Here is a 16,595-nt window from a genome sequence, read left to right as displayed (position 1 = left end):
GGAACCTGCATGAAATCAGGCAAGTTCCCTTCCTTTAAATATCGCAATGGATGCAAATATGGAAATCGTAATGGCAATCACAGAAACAATGATACTCGGCAATAATTCATCAGGGAAATTACCGCCCATGATAAAAGCATTTGTATAAGCAGACAGTAGGGCCGGACTCCACTCCAGCAGATGAGAAAGCGAAGTGCTTAATAGAGTTGCTATGGCTATAATGCCAATAGAGATAAATCCAACCGCTCCAGGCGATTTTATAAAAGTATTGAACAGGATTACTATAGTGATTATAAGAGTAAGCCAGAGGCCATAAACAAAGAAGGATTTAAGAAAATCCGCAAAAGGAATAAATTCAAATAATACGCCCACATAGTACCAGGATAGGAAGTAACCCAGAAAATATGATAACCATATGAGCATCATCAAACTGGTCCACTTAGCTGTTACAAACCCGGCGTACGATACTGGCTTTACGAGGATTAGTCCTGCAACACCGCTTTTCCTTTCACCGGCAATGCTTCCCATTGTAATTAAAACAATAATAAGCACACCAAGCGTATTGAACTGACTGAGACTTGCAGCAAGCGCTTCACCGGCTGAAGGAACAGGAAGCTCGATGACTGCCCCTTCAGGCAGCCCGCCAAGTGAATCAATAATTTGAGGCAAATAATATAAGGTTAGAGGCTCTTTTACAGCTATCAAAATAAAAGTTAGCGGCACCCAGATCCATTTAAAGTTTCTGGCCAGCTCGAGCATTTCTTTTTTTAATAAAGTCACCCATTGCTTCATTTTTTCACCACCTTCATGAAAACATCTTCAAGGCTCGTTCTGCTGATTTCAAACTTAACCAGCGGCCATTTCCGTTTCGCAATTTCAGTTAGAAATAAATTCCTGGCATCCTCAATATCCTTCACCAAAAAGCTTGCACTATTTCCATTCACTTCCATTGAGGAAACAAGCGGAAACAGAGATATCTCTTCAGCAAATTCAGCAGCATTCGCTTTAAAAACCAGGTCAATCTTAGCCTGCTGATGCCTGGTTCTAAGGTCTGCCAATGTTCCGGATTCAACCAATTCACCACCATGGAGGAATAAAATTTCATCACATATTTCTTCTGCATCGTTTAGAATATGGGTGGAAAACAGAATTGCCGTTTCTTTTTTCAGCCTGTTCAACAGCTCCAGCACTTCCCTGCGTCCAAATGGATCAAGCGCTGAAACCGGTTCATCGAGCATGACAAGCCTGGGGCGGTGAATGATCGCCTGTGCAATGCCAAGCCGCTGCTTCATGCCTCCTGAGTATTTTCCAATCCGGCGGTTTTTAGCTTCGGATATACCGGTAAGTTCTAGAAGCTCCTTTGCTCTGTCTTTTGCTTCTGCTTTGGGAAGTCCTGCAAGCTGACCTGCGTATTCAAGAAATTCCCTGCCTGTCATCCATTCATAAAAAACAGGAAATTGAGGAAGATAGCCTATTAATCTTCGAAAATCCGCTTTTTCTCCCCCTTCATACACAATCGTACCGGAATCCGGCTTCACCAGGCCGGCAAGCATTTTGAGTGTAGTTGTTTTTCCTGCTCCATTTGCTCCGAGAAGGGCAATACATTTTCCTTCTTTTAATTGAAAATCCAGACCTTTTATGACCTCTTGTTCCTTAAACCGTTTTTTAAGCCCTGTTATGCTTACAACCGGCATATTCAGCTTCTCCTTCCGAAAATAAAGTAAATGATTGGCCCGAGCAGATTAATAAATAAAATGACGAGAGCCCATACCCATTTTGGTCCATTTGCTTTTTCTATTTTCACTAGATCAATAATGGCGACAGCCATCAATATTAGCTGAATAATGACAATAGGTGCAAGAATTGCCCAGTTAATGCTTTCTAATATTTCCATTTCGATGTCCTCCCTTATTGTACTGTCATTCATAAGACGTTTAAGTACAAAAATCGTTCAAAAGGATTTCAACTATTTTTCTAATGAAAAGACACCCCATTATTGGAGTGTCTATAAGTCTAATAGCCGAGGTTTAATCCATTTCTTTTTCATACACAGCCATCATATTTTTAATTTCGTCTGTTACCTGATCAATGAGTGAGGATGGTGAAAGCACTTTGGCCTGATTACCCCAATTGAGGAGCCATTTGACAAGTCCATCACTCACAATGGCTTTTGCTGATAAAACGAAATGGTTTCCATCCAGTTTTCTTATGTCTGCATCCCGGCCAAATTTATCAATTATCACGTTGATCAAATCATTGTGGAATCGGATTTTTATCCACTCTTCAGATCCGGCATACATATGAAAGGTTGAACTCACATACTTGGATACATCAAAGGGTTCATATGCAAATTGTTCTTCCGTAATATGAACATTACGGAGACGGTCAATCCGATAATGGCGGATTTCTTCTTTGGCAAAATAGTAGGCTATTAAATAATAAAAGTCATTTACCCATGTGAGCGCCAGCGGTTTGACCCTGTATTGCCCGCCATTGTGGCTTAAAACAAATTCCTTGTTGAGATTATATCGTCCATATTGAAATGTGACGATTCTCCGCCCGGAAATGGCTTCATGCAAGTCATTAATAGCCAGCCGAACCAGTTTACTTTCACTTTTCACAGAGGAATCGATCAATATTTCATTATGCAGCTTTTTGGCATGATGAATGCTTGTCAGCTTTTTAATTTTCCGGATCAGCTGTTTTGTCTCATCTTTGGTGATGAAGCGTGCAGAAGCAACGGCATCAATCAGCATGCGCAATTCATAAAGCTCGAATAGACGGTATTGATGGCTGTAGAACTTTGGCATTCCCTCTTTTTCCTGGTTAATGGTAATATCAAATTTTGCTTCAATTAGATGTTCAATATCGTCTCTTAATGAATTTTTGTTTAATTTCACATCTGGTCCATATTCCTTTTTAAAGCATTCAGTAATATCGTCCAGTGTATATTCATTTTCTTCATCGGTCTGCTCTCTTAAAAATTCCATAAGCTTGAGCATCCTTTGTTTGTTATCGAGTCTATTCATTACTTCACCCCGTTCCTATATTATCCATTAAAAAAAGCCCAGCGGCAACTAGCCCTGGACTCTGTTCATCATTTTAAAATCCTGAAAACTAAAGGAATTCTGTATTCCTTGCCTTCATATGCTTTGACAGCAGCTACTATTGTAAAGATAAAAGCAAGGATTCCCACGATCCAAATCGTAATGACCCCAATTAAAATGATCATTAGCACTACGCTGATGGCGCTGTAAATCGTATAAGAAATTAAAAAATTCAAATATTCCTTTCCATGGTAATCTACAAACTCCGAGTCATTTTTTTTCAATAGCCAAATGATCAGCGGTCCGACAAAAGCGGTAAAAAAGCTGGTTACATAGATTGCTGCTGCTATAAGCCTTTCATCATTGGAAGGCATTTTATAATCATTCATTCTGTTTCCTCCTAAGCTAACCTAAATATAAATGATGTTTCTTTTATATTATTTACGATATTCATTGTAAAAGGTTTCATGTATTTTTATATTTTTTTATATCCGCTCTGCAGCCTTAATTTCCTGTTCTCGATTGGGACAACTTGAATACACATGTTAAAGACAGGCATTGCGCATATACCTTTGCCTATTCTTATACCTGCCTAGGAAGGTGATATACAGATGATGTCAAAGCTGGAGGCTTTCATTCTGGGAATCATTCAGGGGCTTACCGAGTTCCTGCCTATTTCCAGTACTGGACATTTATATTTGGGGAGACATCTATTTGGCCTTGATGAAGCAGGCCTTTTCCTTGATACAATGCTGCACATAGGAACTTTACTGGCAGTCCTGGTCGTATACAAAAATGAATTGCTTCAAATTATTAAGAAGCCCTTCGGCAAGCTATCAATGCTTCTGATAGTCGGGACGATTCCAGCCGTAATCGTGGGACTCCTGCTGAGTGACATGTTCGATTCAATTTCGAAATCCGGTGTTACAATCGGCTGGGAATTTCTGTTTACAGGGTTTATACTCTGGATTGCTGATGGTGTTAAAAAAGGAGCAAAAAAAATGGACAGCATCACGTACGGAGATGCCTTGTTTATCGGCTCCTTTCAGGCTGCTGCCATTTTTCCGGCAGTCTCAAGGTCCGGCTTAACCATTGCAGCAGGCCTCTTTAGGAAGCTTGACAGGGAAACTGCTGCCTATTTTTCATTTCTGTTATCCATTCCTGCCATCGCTGGCGGCATTGTCATGCAGTTTGGCGAATTAATGTCCGGTCATACAGAAGCTATAACCCTTGGCAGCATGTTAATGGCAACATTGTCATCAGCGATTTTCGGTTATGCAGCAGTCGTGTGGATGATTAATTTTCTAAAACGAAAATCCTTAAAGATATTTGCTGTATACGTTTGGATATTAGGGTTCATCATTATATTCCTTCAAATGACCGGGATTTTTTAATTTTCAAATGGGGAGGTATCAGAATGGAAGAGATAATTGCCGGCATTTTTGAATTACTTTCCCAGCTGGGTTATGCCGGCATTGCACTTGGTTTAATGGTTGAAGTGATCCCAAGCGAAATTGTCCTGAGCTATGGCGGCTTTTTAGTCAGCACCGGAAATATCCATTTTATAGGAGCCCTCCTTGCAGGGGTTGCAGGCGGAACACTTGCCCAGCTGTTTCTTTACTGGCTGGGCGCATATGGCGGAAGGCCTGTTCTTGACAAATACGGAAAATATCTTCTGATTCAAAAAAAGCATTTGGATGCGTCAGAGAAATGGTTCGAAAAGTATGGGACTGGAGTAATTTTTACGGCCAGATTTATACCAGTGATACGGCATGCCATTTCAATCCCAGCCGGAATAGCCAAGATGCCTTTATCGGTCTTTACTGTTTACACACTAGCAGCTATGGTGCCATGGACGGTTCTCTTTCTATTATTGGGGATGGAGCTTGGTGACCACTGGAGAGACATCAAAGAATATGCAAAACCATTTATCTTGCCGATCATAGCTATTGCTTTGATCTCCGGCGCTATTTATTTGTTTTATATGAAGAGGAAAAGTTAACATACCAAAAGTGTAGAATTCCAATTTTACACTTTTTTTATTTGAGCTAGTGATGGTAAGAAATTTCTTCACACTTTTTCTAATCATTTTTGTAAAATAAAGCAAATACTTAGGATCAAAGGACGATACTTATGAAAATATTATTGAAAAATGCAGTCATATATCCTGTGACTTCCCCCACCTTTCATGGGGATGTAATAGTAGAAAACGGAAAAATAAAAAAGATGGGCAAGAACTTAAAGTCTGATTCAAATGTAAAAATTATAGACTGCCATAGCCACCATCTGCTTCCAGGCTTCATTGATGTCCATACTCATCTGGGTCTTTATGATGAAGGCACCGGATGGGCAGGCAATGATGCCAATGAAACAATTGAACCCTTAAGCCCGCATATTAGAGCGATGGATGGTGTATACCCTCTTGATCCCGCCTTTTCTGATGCCGTGAAATATGGCATAACAACTGCACACATCATGCCGGGAAGCGCCAATGTAATTGGAGGAACAACCTCTGTTATTAAGACATCCGGGAAAAACATCAGCAAGATGATTATCCAGGAAACAGCCGGCCTTAAAATTGCCCTCGGTGAAAATCCAAAACGGATTCATAGTCATGGCAACAAGGATTCCATAACAAGAATGGGGATAATGGGAATGCTGAGGGAAGCTTTTTATGAGGCTTTACAGTGCGATAATCCTGACTCTCTAAGATTTGCACCGCTTGTCAAGGCTCTTAAAAGAGAAATTCCCGTCAGAATACATGCACACAGGGCGGACGATATCATTTCTGCCATCCGCTTTGCAGAAGAATTCAATCTGGATCTTCGAATCGAACATTGCACAGAAGGCCATTTAATTGCAGACGAATTGGAAGGGCTGAATTTAAAGGTATCAGTCGGGCCCACTTTAACAAGGCGGTCCAAAGTAGAGCTGAAAAACAAAACCTGGAAAACGTATCAGCAGCTGACAGAGCATGGAGTGGAAGTCTCAATCACTACCGATCATCCATACACACCTGTACAATATTTGAATATGTGTGCAGCTATCGCAGTCCGTGAAGGCCTTTCCGAGCAAAAAGCCTTAGAAGGAATCACCATTTTGCCGGCCAGAAACCTCAGAATCGATCATCAGCTGGGAAGCATTGCGGAAGGAAAAGATGCTGACTTAGTTCTCTGGAATCATCATCCATTTCACTTTCTTTCCAAGCCAAAATGGACAATGATAGGCGGAAATTTTGTGTATAGGGAGCCGTAGAACGGTGTCGAATATTGCTGGAGTTATTTGACATAAAATCGCAAAAAAAATAATCAAAAAACCTATTTCCTTTTTGAAATTTTTTTAGTATTATACCTAAAGTGAAGTGAAAATTTTGCTTCTTACATGACAGACAATCAAATATCGGAAACGATAGTAATAGGGAAGGCAAATGGTGCGCCACCAGTTATCTGGTTCTAGTGGGTTCGATTCCCACCCCGAAATTTTTTAGCAGCATAATAAAAAATTTCGAGGGTGGACCGAAGGCTCTATTTGGCATGGAGTAGGACTGCCCTCAATTGGAGGGATAACCTATGCTCAAGAAACGTGATCTTCACGACTGCCATGCTTTATTTGAATTAATGACGCACCCTGATGTCTTCCCTTTTGTTCGCCAAAAAGCCAATTGTTATGATGAGTTTATATTTATTACAAAGCAGACAATCGAATCCGAAGAGCGCGGTGAATTGATTTCACGCACAATTCTTGATGAATGGGGCGCTCCGATTGGGACGATTAATTTGTATGACATCCAGGAGAATGCCGGCTTTCTCGGCACATGGCTTGGCAAACCTTATCATGGCAAGGGGTATAACAAATTAGCAAAAGATGCTTTCTTTGAAGAGCTCTTTTTTGAAACAGGCATTGAAACTATTTTTATGAGGATCCGCAAGGAAAATATCCGCTCGCAAAAAGCTGCAGAAAAGCTTCCTTATGTCATTCTTGCAAATGAAACGAGAAAGTCAGTGTATGATCAGCTGAATGCAGATGGTGATATTTACAATCTATATGAGATCCCAAAAGATTTATATACTCTTCATGTTATGCGTCATGGAGCAGCAGTCCAAGAATCGTCCCAATTATTGGAGGCTTAAAGAAAAGCGGAAGCGCCTTGAAGTACAAGAGTATAGATTCTGAAGTAATAAATACGCAAAGCACTTGCATACAAGCAAGTGCTTTTTTTAATTTCAGTTGATAATATTTAATTCCGGTTCATCTGTTTTTTCTCTCATTCCATGCTGGGACAGCAATTCATCCAGCTCTTCATTGGTAAGAGTTTCAAAACGTCCGTCCAAGAATGAAACTTGAGTCTGATTTGGATTAATCCTATTTGTATTGAAGCTCATCGTTCTGCCTCCTTCAAGCCGTGTTTTGGAAATGGCTGTTTTTACTGTTTATACTCGCCGATTGAAGGATTTTTATTCCCGTTATGCAAAGGTTCACATAATTGAAACATTTATTAGGGAGTCACTAACTGAAAAGACCTGCTTGGGGCCGGCTTCTCTTTAGTATGATATAATTCTCTAGTCACATTATTGAAAGAGGATAAATTCATGAATCAGACATACAGCAAAAAACAAAAACTGCATCAGCTGCTGGTTATTTTAGTTCCAATATTAGTAACCCAGCTGGCGATGTACTCTATGACATTTATTGATACTTTAATGACCGGCCGCTATGATTCACAGGACCTGGCAGGTGTAGCGATAGGATCTTCTCTATGGGTTCCTGTATTCACCGGGCTCAGCGGAATACTCCTTGCTGTTACCCCGATTGTGTCCCACCTTGTGGGTGCAGGGAAACAGCGTGAGGAAGTTGCTTTTTCTGTTATTCAGGGTGTTTATTTGTCCATCATTATGGCCGTCATTGTTTTTGCCGGAGGAGCATTCTCCTTAAATCCCATCTTAAGTGGAATGAATCTCGAGAACAGGGTCGAGGATACAGCTTTCAACTACCTTGCAGCCTTAAGCACAGGGTTGATTCCCCTGTTTGTCTACAATGTATTAAGATCGTTTATTGATGCTCTTGGGAAGACCAGAGTCAGTATGATCATCACCCTTCTTACACTGCCAATCAATGCTTTTTTTAACTATATACTCATTTATGGCAAATTGGGGTTTCCGGAACTCGGAGGAGCAGGTGCAGGCTATGCTTCATCTATTACTTACTGGCTGATCATGGTTATTTCGATTATTATTATTCATAAAAATTCCCCGTTCTCGAACTATGGAATTTTCAGAAGAATGCATGCTGTTTCTATCGGCAAATGGAAGGAAATCCTTCTTATCGGGATCCCGATCGGCTTATCGATTTTTTTCGAAACCAGTATCTTTTCAGCTGTTACTTTATTAATGAGCACATTTGAAACAGCCGTAATCGCAGCTCACCAGATTGCCCTCAATTTCGCATCACTTCTTTATATGATCCCGCTAAGCATTTCAATGGCATTAACAATCGTTGTGGGCTTTGAAGCGGGTGCTAAGAGATTCAGGGATGCTAAAGAGTACAGCTGGATCGGTGTCGGGATTGCTGTATTTATGGCCTTAATATGTGCAGCTGTTCTTTTGGCTTTCCCAAAAGAGGTGGCATCGATTTATACAAAAGACGACCATGTACTGCAATTAACAGCCGCTTTTTTAATTTATGCCATGTTCTTTCAGCTTTCAGATGCCATTCAGGCACCCGTCCAGGGAGCGCTGCGGGGATATAAGGACGTTAATGTCACCTTCATTATGTCGCTTATTTCTTATTGGATCATCGGACTGCCGTTTGGCTATTACCTGGCCAATCATACGGATTGGGGAGCCTATGGTTATTGGATTGGTTTAATTACAGGACTTGCAGCTGGGGCCATTACTTTAACAAGCCGGCTGATCTATCTGCAAAACAGAAAATACCCTGCATATATGGAAGCGAAGTAAATATGAAAAGGCAGAAGAATACGGTTCTTCTGCCTTTCGCTTTTATTCCTGATAAATTTTCCCCAGGACGTCTTTTCCTCCAGTAACCGGGATTATGCTGCCTGTAATAAAGTCTGATTTTTCATCGGTCAGAAAACTGATGACTCGGGCAATATCCTCACCTGTACCCGGCCTTCCGACTGGTGATGCATGATCATGAACCTTCGCAGCTTCTTCGATATTTCTTTCCTTCCATTCACCGATAATATCTCCCGGACAAACCATATTTGCGGTAATTCCGTTACCGGCCTCTTCAAGTGCAATGGATTTCGTTAAAGACGCAGCCCCCGTTTTTGCAGCCGCAAAAGCAGAACGGTATATCCACCCAGATGCTGATTCTACACGATCAAAGCCTATCGTGATAATTCTTCCCCACCTATTTTCCCTCATTTTCGGTATAAACAACTTAGATAAATAAAAGATTGCATTTAAGTTGCCATTAATAAGGTAATTCCATTGTTCAAAAGAATAATCCAGCATCTCTTTTCTTTCGTGCACATAAGGACCGGCATTATGAATGACTATATCGATGACTTGAAATTCATTAAGCGCTCTTTCAGACATCTTTATACAGTCCGCCGGTAAAGAAATATCTCCCTGCAAAGCAATATTTTTAGTGCCGAATTTTTCGGTCAGTTCCCTGCATAATGAGACAGCTTCCTCTTGACTGCTACGGTAATTGATCACCAGATCGATGCCTTTAGCGGCAAGCATATTCGCCGTTCTTTTTCCGATCCCTGTTGCCCCTCCCGTGATTAAAGCTGCTTTATTTCTCACAAAATTACCCCTCAGTATTTAATTATTTTATATACATCGATACCAATATAGTAGTAATTACAGTGTATTAATGCAAATAATAAGAAGCTTTCGCCCATGATTCAGCAAGTACAAGCAAGAGAATCCATTATTAACAGATAGGCGTTTATCTGCATAGAATATATGGCTTAGTATTGAATCATTAGCCGTTGCGGCAGTTTAGCAAGGAAAGGATGAGAAGGATGTTCCCGTGGAATCTTTTTCCGTTTAATAAAGATATGAAGAATCCTCCCAGCCAAATGAAACCGGAGGAAATTGATAAATATATTAAAAATATTATGGGGCAAATGTTTCCTCAGAATATGCAGGGAATGACTGGAGCACCGGATTTTATGAAAGGCTTTAATGCTGCAGCCCCTGGAACTAATCAACAGTCAAATTCTGCACCACTTAATTCATCCGTCTTCGAAACCCATGATTATGTTTTTGTGAGATTTCCAATAAAAAACGAGGAATGGTTAAAAGAAATGAAGCTTTATCATACCTCCAACCAAATGATTATCGAGCATATTCCCGATAAGGACGATAAACATATTATTACCCTCCCTGCCATTGTCAGGAAAAAAGGATCATCCGCCAGCTGCAAAGAGGGCTATATGGAGATAAAAATACCTAAAAATGTCGATATGCAATATTCAGAGATAGATGTAACGGAAATATTATAAAGGGGGCCTCCTTATGGAACTGGATAAGTGGAAAGATTTAATCAAAATGACCGCACAATATCAGGATCAGGATTTCTGGGAAACGCTTATTTCACCCGGGGATTCCAATCACAATAAGAAACTTTCTTTTTCAGGTCTGGAGCAGGAAAAAATAAATCATTTTCTGTCAAATCAGGATATTTTTCCACGCTGTGACATGTATGAGAACAATGGCAACATCAAAATTGAAGCAGAGCTCCCCGGTATAAGCAAAAACGATATTAAAGTATCTCTTGTACAAAATGAACTAATTATTAAAGGAAAATGTTCAGCATTTCAGCAGCACTTGCGCTACTTTCTGAAAGAAAGACATAGCAGAACTTTTGAAAAAGTTCTGACCCTCCCTATGCCTGTTGATAAATATTCGATAGAATCATCATTTGAAAACGGGATACTTTCCATTTCTCTTCCCATCCTATTCGAAGAGAAAGAAATAATACCCATTATTGTAAAGAATGAAGAGCAGCTTTAATCAAGCAGCTTATCATAGCAGTAAAAAGGATTTTCCCGATCCATGAAGATTGCACCTGCTTTAACATATCCATTTTTCTCAAATAAACTTTGAGCCTTTTTATTCAGCGAGTATGTATCTGTTCTCATATACGATATCCCATTATTCACTGCATGATCTTCAGCAAATGCAATTAACCTGCTCGCAATCCCCTCGCCTCTTATCTCAGGATCTACGGCCAGACGGTGAAATACAAAGCAGGGCTCATCTTTTCTCCATAAGGCATTTTTATATTCCTCCGCCTGGATTTGATCAACAGTAATGGAACCTGCGATATTTCCTTCAAAGATGGCAGTGTACAAACTGCCTGCTTGGACATCAGCTGAAAAATCTTCCTTTTGGGGATAGGTCCGGTTCCATTGATCATTCCCCTCAGATTCCATAATGCTGACCGTCTTCTGGACAATTTCCATTATTTCCTTCAAATCGGCTTTGGTTCCTTTTCTAATTTCCATTTAAATCACCTGTTGTCTTTCAATTTTAACAGCTATTATTAATGTTCCAATGAATGTTGAATACATACATAGTGGGAAAGTCCATACTATAAAGAATAATATTACAAAAAAAAAGACAGCCTGAAAAGGCTGCCTTTTATTCGTTCAAATATTATTTCCCGATGAACATTTGTGTCCAGTAGTTACCGTCAGCAACATGGCCAACACCAAGGTGTGTAAAGTTGGCATTCATAATGTTTTTACGGTGGCCTTCACTATTCATCCAAGCTTGTACAACTTCTTCAGGAGACTGTTGGCCCATAGCAATGTTTTCGCCTGCTGTAGTGTATGAGATGCCGAATTGCTTCATCATATCGAATGGTGAACCGTAAGTTGGGCTGTTATGGTCAAAGTATCCTTTAGACTGCATATCACGTGATTTTTCACGAGCTACTTTGCTTAGTTCTTCGTCCAATTTAAGTGCAGGCACTCCAGCTTTTGCTCGTTCCTGGTTCGTTAATTCAAGAACTTTTTTCTCGTAAGCACTTACTTCAGAAGAAGCAGGTGCTGCTTCTTTTGTCTGCTCTGCAGGTGCTTGCTGCTGTGCAGGCTGCTGCGCAGGTGCTTTTGCAGTTTCTTGTGTTTTGGCTGGTGCTTTTGCAGGCTGCTCTGCTGGAGCTGGAGCTGCAGGCTTCTGAGCTTCCTGTTTATTTACTTGAGCATTTCCCCAATTAATATTGTAGTCTTTAAGGTATTTTTGAAGAATGTTATTGATTTGTTCCTGGCTTAGGTTGCCAGATTGAGAGATTGCAATTTTTTTAGCTTGTTCAGGAGTAGGACAATTTGAAGCTGCGTCCGCCTGGTTAGCTCCTGGTGCTGATACTAATAATGCTGCTGCCGCTGCTACTGAGTAAATAACTTTTTTATTCATGTATATAAATCCTCCCTGTGTTTGTTTTCTTTGTTGTGTGGTGCTGTGTGACTTGCACAATCATCATAACACAGGGTTTTTCGTAATATTTTTGGACAGATTTTACAAATTCTTGAATCCAGCTTATCCGATAGACTTAGAAACTGGTAAATATCAGCCTGCAAGTTTCATAAATACTTATCTTAATGGGTTTATGAACACTTAAAAATGGGTAAATAGCTTTCTGTCTTTTATTGTCTTTATTGGAAGCTTCCTTATCCAGTACCATTTATATACTAAAAGATCAGTATTGACAGGTTTTTAGCCTGATACTATTTTTTACTTTTATTACACCAATGTAACAAATATGATAGGTATATGTACCCGCAAATGGGTATATATGCCCCTGGAGGAAAAATTCCTGCAGGATTACTCGATTTCAAAACAAAAAAGCAGCCTATGCTGCTTTTTAATGGCTGCCATGCTCATTGTCATCCATATTTTCTTCCTGGCTGCCTGATTCATTTTCAGGTGGACTGGGCCTGCCGATAACAAATTCCTTTTTAGGCATATTATGCATCCTGTGCGCCGTAACGTGTGAATATATATAATAGGTACCTTCTTCTTTAAAGCTCTTCTCCAGACGATAGATTCCGTTTTCAGCATGTTCAACATGTACTTTTTCGTGTTCTTCGGCATTTGCTCTCCAGATCTCAAACTTCACTTCATCTGCATCAGTAACCTCTTCCTCCCCATAAGTAACCTTTGCTTCAAAAACAACCGGTTCACCCGCTTTTGCTTTTTCAGGTTTTATCGATAACTTTACATCCAGGAATTGCGGCTCTTCTTCGGCTGCATTATTATTGCTGCAGGCAGCGAGGCTAATAATTATCATTACCGCAAGCCAAATAAACATTAGTTTTTTCATCAGTAGATCTCCTCTATATTTACTTTATTTCAAGCAGCGGCAGCATGATTCTAACTGTCGTCCCCTTATTTAATTCACTGAACACAGTCAGCTCGCCTTGATGGAGCTTAACCAGCTTTTCTGCAATTGCCAGACCAAGCCCTGTGCCTCCATCTGATCTTGTTCTGCCTTTATTCACTCTATAAAACCTTTGTTTAATTTTGCTTAAATGTTCTTCTGAAATCCCTATTCCTGTATCCTCTATTTCAATCAGGCATTGATCTCTCTCTTGAGATAAACGGATGCTGATTCTGCCTTCTGCTGTATATCTGATGGAATTATCCATAATATTTTGGATAACCTGCTCAATCCTGCCTTCATCACCGTTTATGATTACTTCAGGATTCAGGCGATATTGCAGATCCACATTTTTTTCACGGAGGACCGGCTTGTATTTCTCAATAGCGTCCTCTATTAACTGCGCCAATGGCAGCGGCATTTTTTCGAGTTTGTATTCGTCAGATTCAAGTTTGGATAAATCAAGTAAATCTCCAACGAGACGTTCCATCCTTCGTGATTCTCTAAGTATCAGCTGCAAGTATTTTTTTCTGTCCTCTTCGGATTTTTCCATTCCGGAAATGAGCGCCTCACTGTAGCCTTTTACATAGCTGATAGGTGTTCTTAACTCATGAGATACATTCGCGAGAAATTCCCTTTTCTTTTCGTCTTCTTTTCGTATAGAGGAGGACATATAATTGAAGGCATTGGCCAGCTGGCCAATTTCGTCCTTTGAATCAATGTTTAAATGAACATCATAGTATCCCTTTGAGACATGTTCAGCTGCATCTTTCATATCCAGTAAAGGCTTTGTCAGTTTTTTAACCAGCATCGTGCCTAAAGTGATGCTGATAACAGTAAAGACCGCCGCAGCAGCGAGCCACAGATAGGCAAAATCCCGGGTAATCTCTGAAATCTTCGCGAGGGGAACATATAAATATATAATGCCTTGAAGCCGATTATCATCAAGCAGCGGAATAATGACACCCATAATTTTTCGGTCAAACCTTTTTTCATAGCCCAGTTTTTCAACTGGAATGCCTTTGAGAAGCTCTTCACGCTCTGATTTGCCAATTAGTGTCTGATAGTCAATTTCAAAAGGCAGACAGGCACTAAGCTCTCTGGGATTACTGACTATAAAAATCTCTGTTTCGGATTTTGAATTGTACCAATCGATTTTTTTCCTGATATCCTCTGTCAAAGCCCCTCCGTGGTACTCTGAAGCCAGGCTTCTCCCTTCAGTCAGCAGGGAATCCCTGACATTATCCACATAAATCTTTTCATAAAATAAGTAAGACAATAAATAGGAATATAAGATCGTAATAATAATCGCGGCTGTTACTGTCAGCCACATTTTTTTAGCCAGGCTATTGGTCAGGAATTTCATTCATCCGGCACCTCTAATTTATAGCCAACTCCCCAGACTGTTTGAATATAATCTCCAACCCCAAGCTTCATTCTCAACGTTTTTATATGAGTATCCACTGTTCTCAAACTCCCTGTATAATCAATGCCCCATATATATTCAAGAAGCTGCTCCCTGCTTAATGCCTGGTTTTTATGTTCGATAAAAAACAGAAGCAATTCATATTCTTTTAGGGTTAGCGTGACATGCTTTCCCGCAACTAAAACTTTTCTCGCCTTCATGTCAATTGCGATCTTTCCAATTTGAATAGAATCCATGTCACTTTTTAATCCGCCTGTTCTTCGAAGGACAGCATTGATTCTGGCGACAAGCTCTCCAGGACTGAAAGGTTTGACAATATAGTCATCCCCTCCTAACTGCAGGGCTTTCACTTTATCCCACTCCTCTCCCTTAGCAGAGAGAAATATAATTGGCACATTTGATTTTTCCCTTATTCGGGAACAAACTTCAAATCCATCCTCCCCAGGCATCATGATATCCAAAATAACTAAGTCCATCACATTATTTTCAAGTATCCCATATGCTTCAAAGCCGCTTTCTGCTGAAAAGCATGCAAATCCGGAATTCCCAAGGTACATTTCAATTAAATGCCTCATATCTGCTTCATCATCTATAATCAGGATATTCAGCATGTCATTTCACACTCTCCCTAATGACTATTTTAAAAGGACCCTCTCCAACCTTGATACTTTTAAGCGTTTTTAAACTTTCCGGCTCCAGGATATGTAAATCATTGCTGTCATAACCGGCCACTAATAGCTTATGCTCTGCAAAAGCCATTTCAAAAGGATTTGCCGCAATCGAAACAGAGGCTGCTTCTTCCCCTGATTCATTAATTTTATATAACATATTTGATCCATGGCTTAGAACATATACTTGATTTTCTTGTCCCAGAAAATTAATCGGCATCGAAGCGGCTGGAATTTTCTTCTTTAACTTTCCCGTTTCTTCATCATATACGTGGATATTTTGTTCAATCTCTACACCTTCTCCATGTCCGCCAATCCAGATTTCACCGTTTTTCTCATTAAGCCACGCACCGGCTGCTGAAGGATGGATCGTAAACTCCCCGCTTTTTTCTTTAGATTCAAGGTCGATCATTCCCATTTTTTTATGATTGAAGCTTAGAACAAATAACTTATTCTTTTCACGGGATTCCAGCAGGGTAAGCGGATCTATCTCAGATTCGACCTGTGTTTCTTCTTCTCCATTTAAATCAAAGAACCTGATTTTGTTTAAATACTGATCTGCTAAAACGATTTCATTCGTTTCAATCAGTATTCCATTTACGATTCCTTCTCCTGTTTCCCAGCTGTCAATCAGTTTGCCTTCCTTTAAGGAATAAAGATCAGCTGTTTCAAGCTGTTTTCCATAAAGAAGGATGGAATCATTATCCGGGAGAATTAAAGCTCCTGTATAAGGTTTCTCCATAGTCCATTCTGCCGCCAGCTCCTTTTTTTTCAGGTCGACAAAAGATATCGTCATATCCTTGATATTTACTGTGGCAGCAAAGCTAATATCCTCAGGTATTGCAGGCTGTTTCTTTTCTGAGCAGGAAGTAAGGAAGGCCGCTATGATCCATAAAAAGAAAAGCCCATACATTTTTTTTGACATACGATTTCTCCTCATGACTATCTTATCTTTATCTTACATTAATTTTGTGAGATAAATGTGAAAGGATCTTGAAATCTGCAGTAAACCTATTAATAGAAAGGCTCTTTTCGTATAAAATGTTGTTTTCGCTAACAATGTTGTCCGTTGATTTCCGCTCCAGGATGCTCAGCGAA

At 40.0% G+C, this 16,595-nt stretch carries 20 protein-coding genes; 7 read left to right on the top strand and 13 right to left on the bottom strand.

Annotated elements, in window-relative coordinates:
• Positions 1-15: 15 nt before the first annotated feature.
• The 5 genes from CHI10_RS21070 to CHI10_RS21050 form a co-directional block, all read right to left on the bottom strand.
• Entirely contained in the window at positions 16-792 is a 777-nt protein-coding gene (locus tag CHI10_RS21070) for an ABC transporter permease (protein WP_095246104.1), read from the bottom strand.
• On the bottom strand, positions 789-1,694 hold the full coding sequence (locus CHI10_RS21065) for an ABC transporter ATP-binding protein (protein ID WP_095246103.1): 906 nt from the start codon (positions 1,692-1,694) through the stop codon (positions 789-791). Before CHI10_RS21065 ends, CHI10_RS21070 begins: the two co-directional genes overlap by 4 nt.
• Before the next feature lie 2 nt (positions 1,695-1,696).
• Entirely contained in the window at positions 1,697-1,894 is a 198-nt protein-coding gene (locus CHI10_RS21060) for a PLD nuclease N-terminal domain-containing protein (RefSeq protein WP_048011419.1), read from the bottom strand.
• A 133-nt stretch (positions 1,895-2,027) separates the two neighbouring features.
• Positions 2,028-2,990, bottom strand: a complete 963-nt coding sequence (locus CHI10_RS21055; RefSeq protein ID WP_286137538.1) for a helix-turn-helix transcriptional regulator — start codon at positions 2,988-2,990, stop codon at positions 2,028-2,030.
• Between the two features lie 107 nt (positions 2,991-3,097).
• The gene (locus CHI10_RS21050; protein ID WP_095246101.1) at positions 3,098-3,436 is read right to left on the bottom strand and encodes a DUF4870 domain-containing protein; all 339 of its coding nucleotides are present in this window, start codon (positions 3,434-3,436) and stop codon (positions 3,098-3,100) included.
• 225 nt (positions 3,437-3,661) lie between these two features.
• On the opposite strand from CHI10_RS21050, the gene CHI10_RS21045 reads away from it, so the two are divergent.
• The 4 genes from CHI10_RS21045 (at position 3,662) to CHI10_RS21030 (ending at position 7,177) form a co-directional block, all read left to right on the top strand.
• Positions 3,662-4,441 carry an undecaprenyl-diphosphate phosphatase gene (locus tag CHI10_RS21045; protein WP_142301788.1) on the top strand — a complete coding sequence of 260 codons (780 nt, stop codon included), beginning with the start codon at positions 3,662-3,664 and terminating at the stop codon, positions 4,439-4,441.
• A gap of 23 nt (positions 4,442-4,464) precedes the next feature.
• A complete protein-coding gene (gene uptA / locus CHI10_RS21040; protein WP_095246099.1) occupies positions 4,465-5,049 on the top strand; it encodes an undecaprenyl phosphate transporter UptA in 585 nt (194 codons plus the stop codon).
• 131 nt (positions 5,050-5,180) lie between these two features.
• Positions 5,181-6,302, top strand: a complete 1,122-nt coding sequence (locus tag CHI10_RS21035; protein ID WP_095246098.1) for an amidohydrolase — start codon at positions 5,181-5,183, stop codon at positions 6,300-6,302.
• A gap of 314 nt (positions 6,303-6,616) precedes the next feature.
• Positions 6,617-7,177 (top strand): GNAT family N-acetyltransferase, encoded by a 561-nt coding sequence (locus CHI10_RS21030; protein WP_095246097.1) that lies wholly within the window; start codon positions 6,617-6,619, stop codon positions 7,175-7,177.
• A 93-nt stretch (positions 7,178-7,270) separates the two neighbouring features.
• Here CHI10_RS21030 and CHI10_RS22510 read toward each other — a convergent pair whose 3' ends face one another.
• A complete protein-coding gene (locus CHI10_RS22510; protein WP_179289096.1) occupies positions 7,271-7,429 on the bottom strand; it encodes a hypothetical protein in 159 nt (52 codons plus the stop codon).
• Positions 7,430-7,636: 207 nt separating this feature from the next.
• On the opposite strand from CHI10_RS22510, the gene CHI10_RS21025 reads away from it, so the two are divergent.
• Complete coding sequence (locus CHI10_RS21025; RefSeq protein WP_095246096.1) at positions 7,637-9,004, top strand: MATE family efflux transporter; 1,368 nt, start codon at positions 7,637-7,639, stop codon at positions 9,002-9,004.
• Positions 9,005-9,046: 42 nt separating this feature from the next.
• Here the strand turns inward: CHI10_RS21025 and CHI10_RS21020 are convergent, their stop codons facing one another.
• Complete coding sequence (locus CHI10_RS21020; protein WP_095246095.1) at positions 9,047-9,820, bottom strand: SDR family oxidoreductase; 774 nt, start codon at positions 9,818-9,820, stop codon at positions 9,047-9,049.
• 221 nt (positions 9,821-10,041) lie between these two features.
• Here CHI10_RS21020 and CHI10_RS21015 point away from each other — a divergent pair, with 221 nt between their 5' ends.
• Complete coding sequence (locus tag CHI10_RS21015; RefSeq protein ID WP_095246094.1) at positions 10,042-10,524, top strand: spore coat protein; 483 nt, start codon at positions 10,042-10,044, stop codon at positions 10,522-10,524.
• 13 nt (positions 10,525-10,537) lie between these two features.
• A complete protein-coding gene (locus CHI10_RS21010; protein WP_095246093.1) occupies positions 10,538-11,035 on the top strand; it encodes an Hsp20/alpha crystallin family protein in 498 nt (165 codons plus the stop codon).
• Here the strand turns inward: CHI10_RS21010 and CHI10_RS21005 are convergent.
• The 6 genes from CHI10_RS21005 to CHI10_RS20980 all read right to left on the bottom strand — a co-directional run bounded on the left by CHI10_RS21005 (position 11,032) and on the right by CHI10_RS20980 (position 16,422).
• Positions 11,032-11,529, bottom strand: coding sequence for a GNAT family N-acetyltransferase (locus CHI10_RS21005; RefSeq protein ID WP_095246092.1), 498 nt, complete (start codon positions 11,527-11,529; stop codon positions 11,032-11,034). The two genes, CHI10_RS21010 and CHI10_RS21005, sit on opposite strands and share 4 nt — an antisense overlap.
• Positions 11,530-11,680: 151 nt before the next feature.
• Positions 11,681-12,439, bottom strand: coding sequence for a CAP domain-containing protein (locus tag CHI10_RS21000; protein ID WP_095246091.1), 759 nt, complete (start codon positions 12,437-12,439; stop codon positions 11,681-11,683).
• Between the two features lie 448 nt (positions 12,440-12,887).
• Positions 12,888-13,346 carry a FixH family protein gene (locus CHI10_RS20995; protein ID WP_095246090.1) on the bottom strand — a complete coding sequence of 153 codons (459 nt, stop codon included), beginning with the start codon at positions 13,344-13,346 and terminating at the stop codon, positions 12,888-12,890.
• A gap of 19 nt (positions 13,347-13,365) precedes the next feature.
• On the bottom strand, positions 13,366-14,769 hold the full coding sequence (locus tag CHI10_RS20990; protein WP_095246089.1) for a sensor histidine kinase: 1,404 nt from the start codon (positions 14,767-14,769) through the stop codon (positions 13,366-13,368).
• On the bottom strand, positions 14,766-15,440 hold the full coding sequence (locus CHI10_RS20985; RefSeq protein WP_095246088.1) for a response regulator transcription factor: 675 nt from the start codon (positions 15,438-15,440) through the stop codon (positions 14,766-14,768). The genes CHI10_RS20990 and CHI10_RS20985 overlap by 4 nt, the downstream gene beginning before the upstream one ends.
• 1 nt (position 15,441) lies before the next feature.
• The gene (locus CHI10_RS20980; protein WP_095246087.1) at positions 15,442-16,422 is read right to left on the bottom strand and encodes a YncE family protein; all 981 of its coding nucleotides are present in this window, start codon (positions 16,420-16,422) and stop codon (positions 15,442-15,444) included.
• Positions 16,423-16,595: the final 173 nt, after the last annotated feature.

This window comes from Bacillus sp. 7894-2, from assembly GCF_002272225.1.
Lineage (GTDB): Bacteria > Bacillota > Bacilli > Bacillales > Cytobacillaceae > Cytobacillus.
Note: the sequence above shows the minus strand (reverse complement) of the source record. Positions and strands in the feature narration are given on the sequence as shown.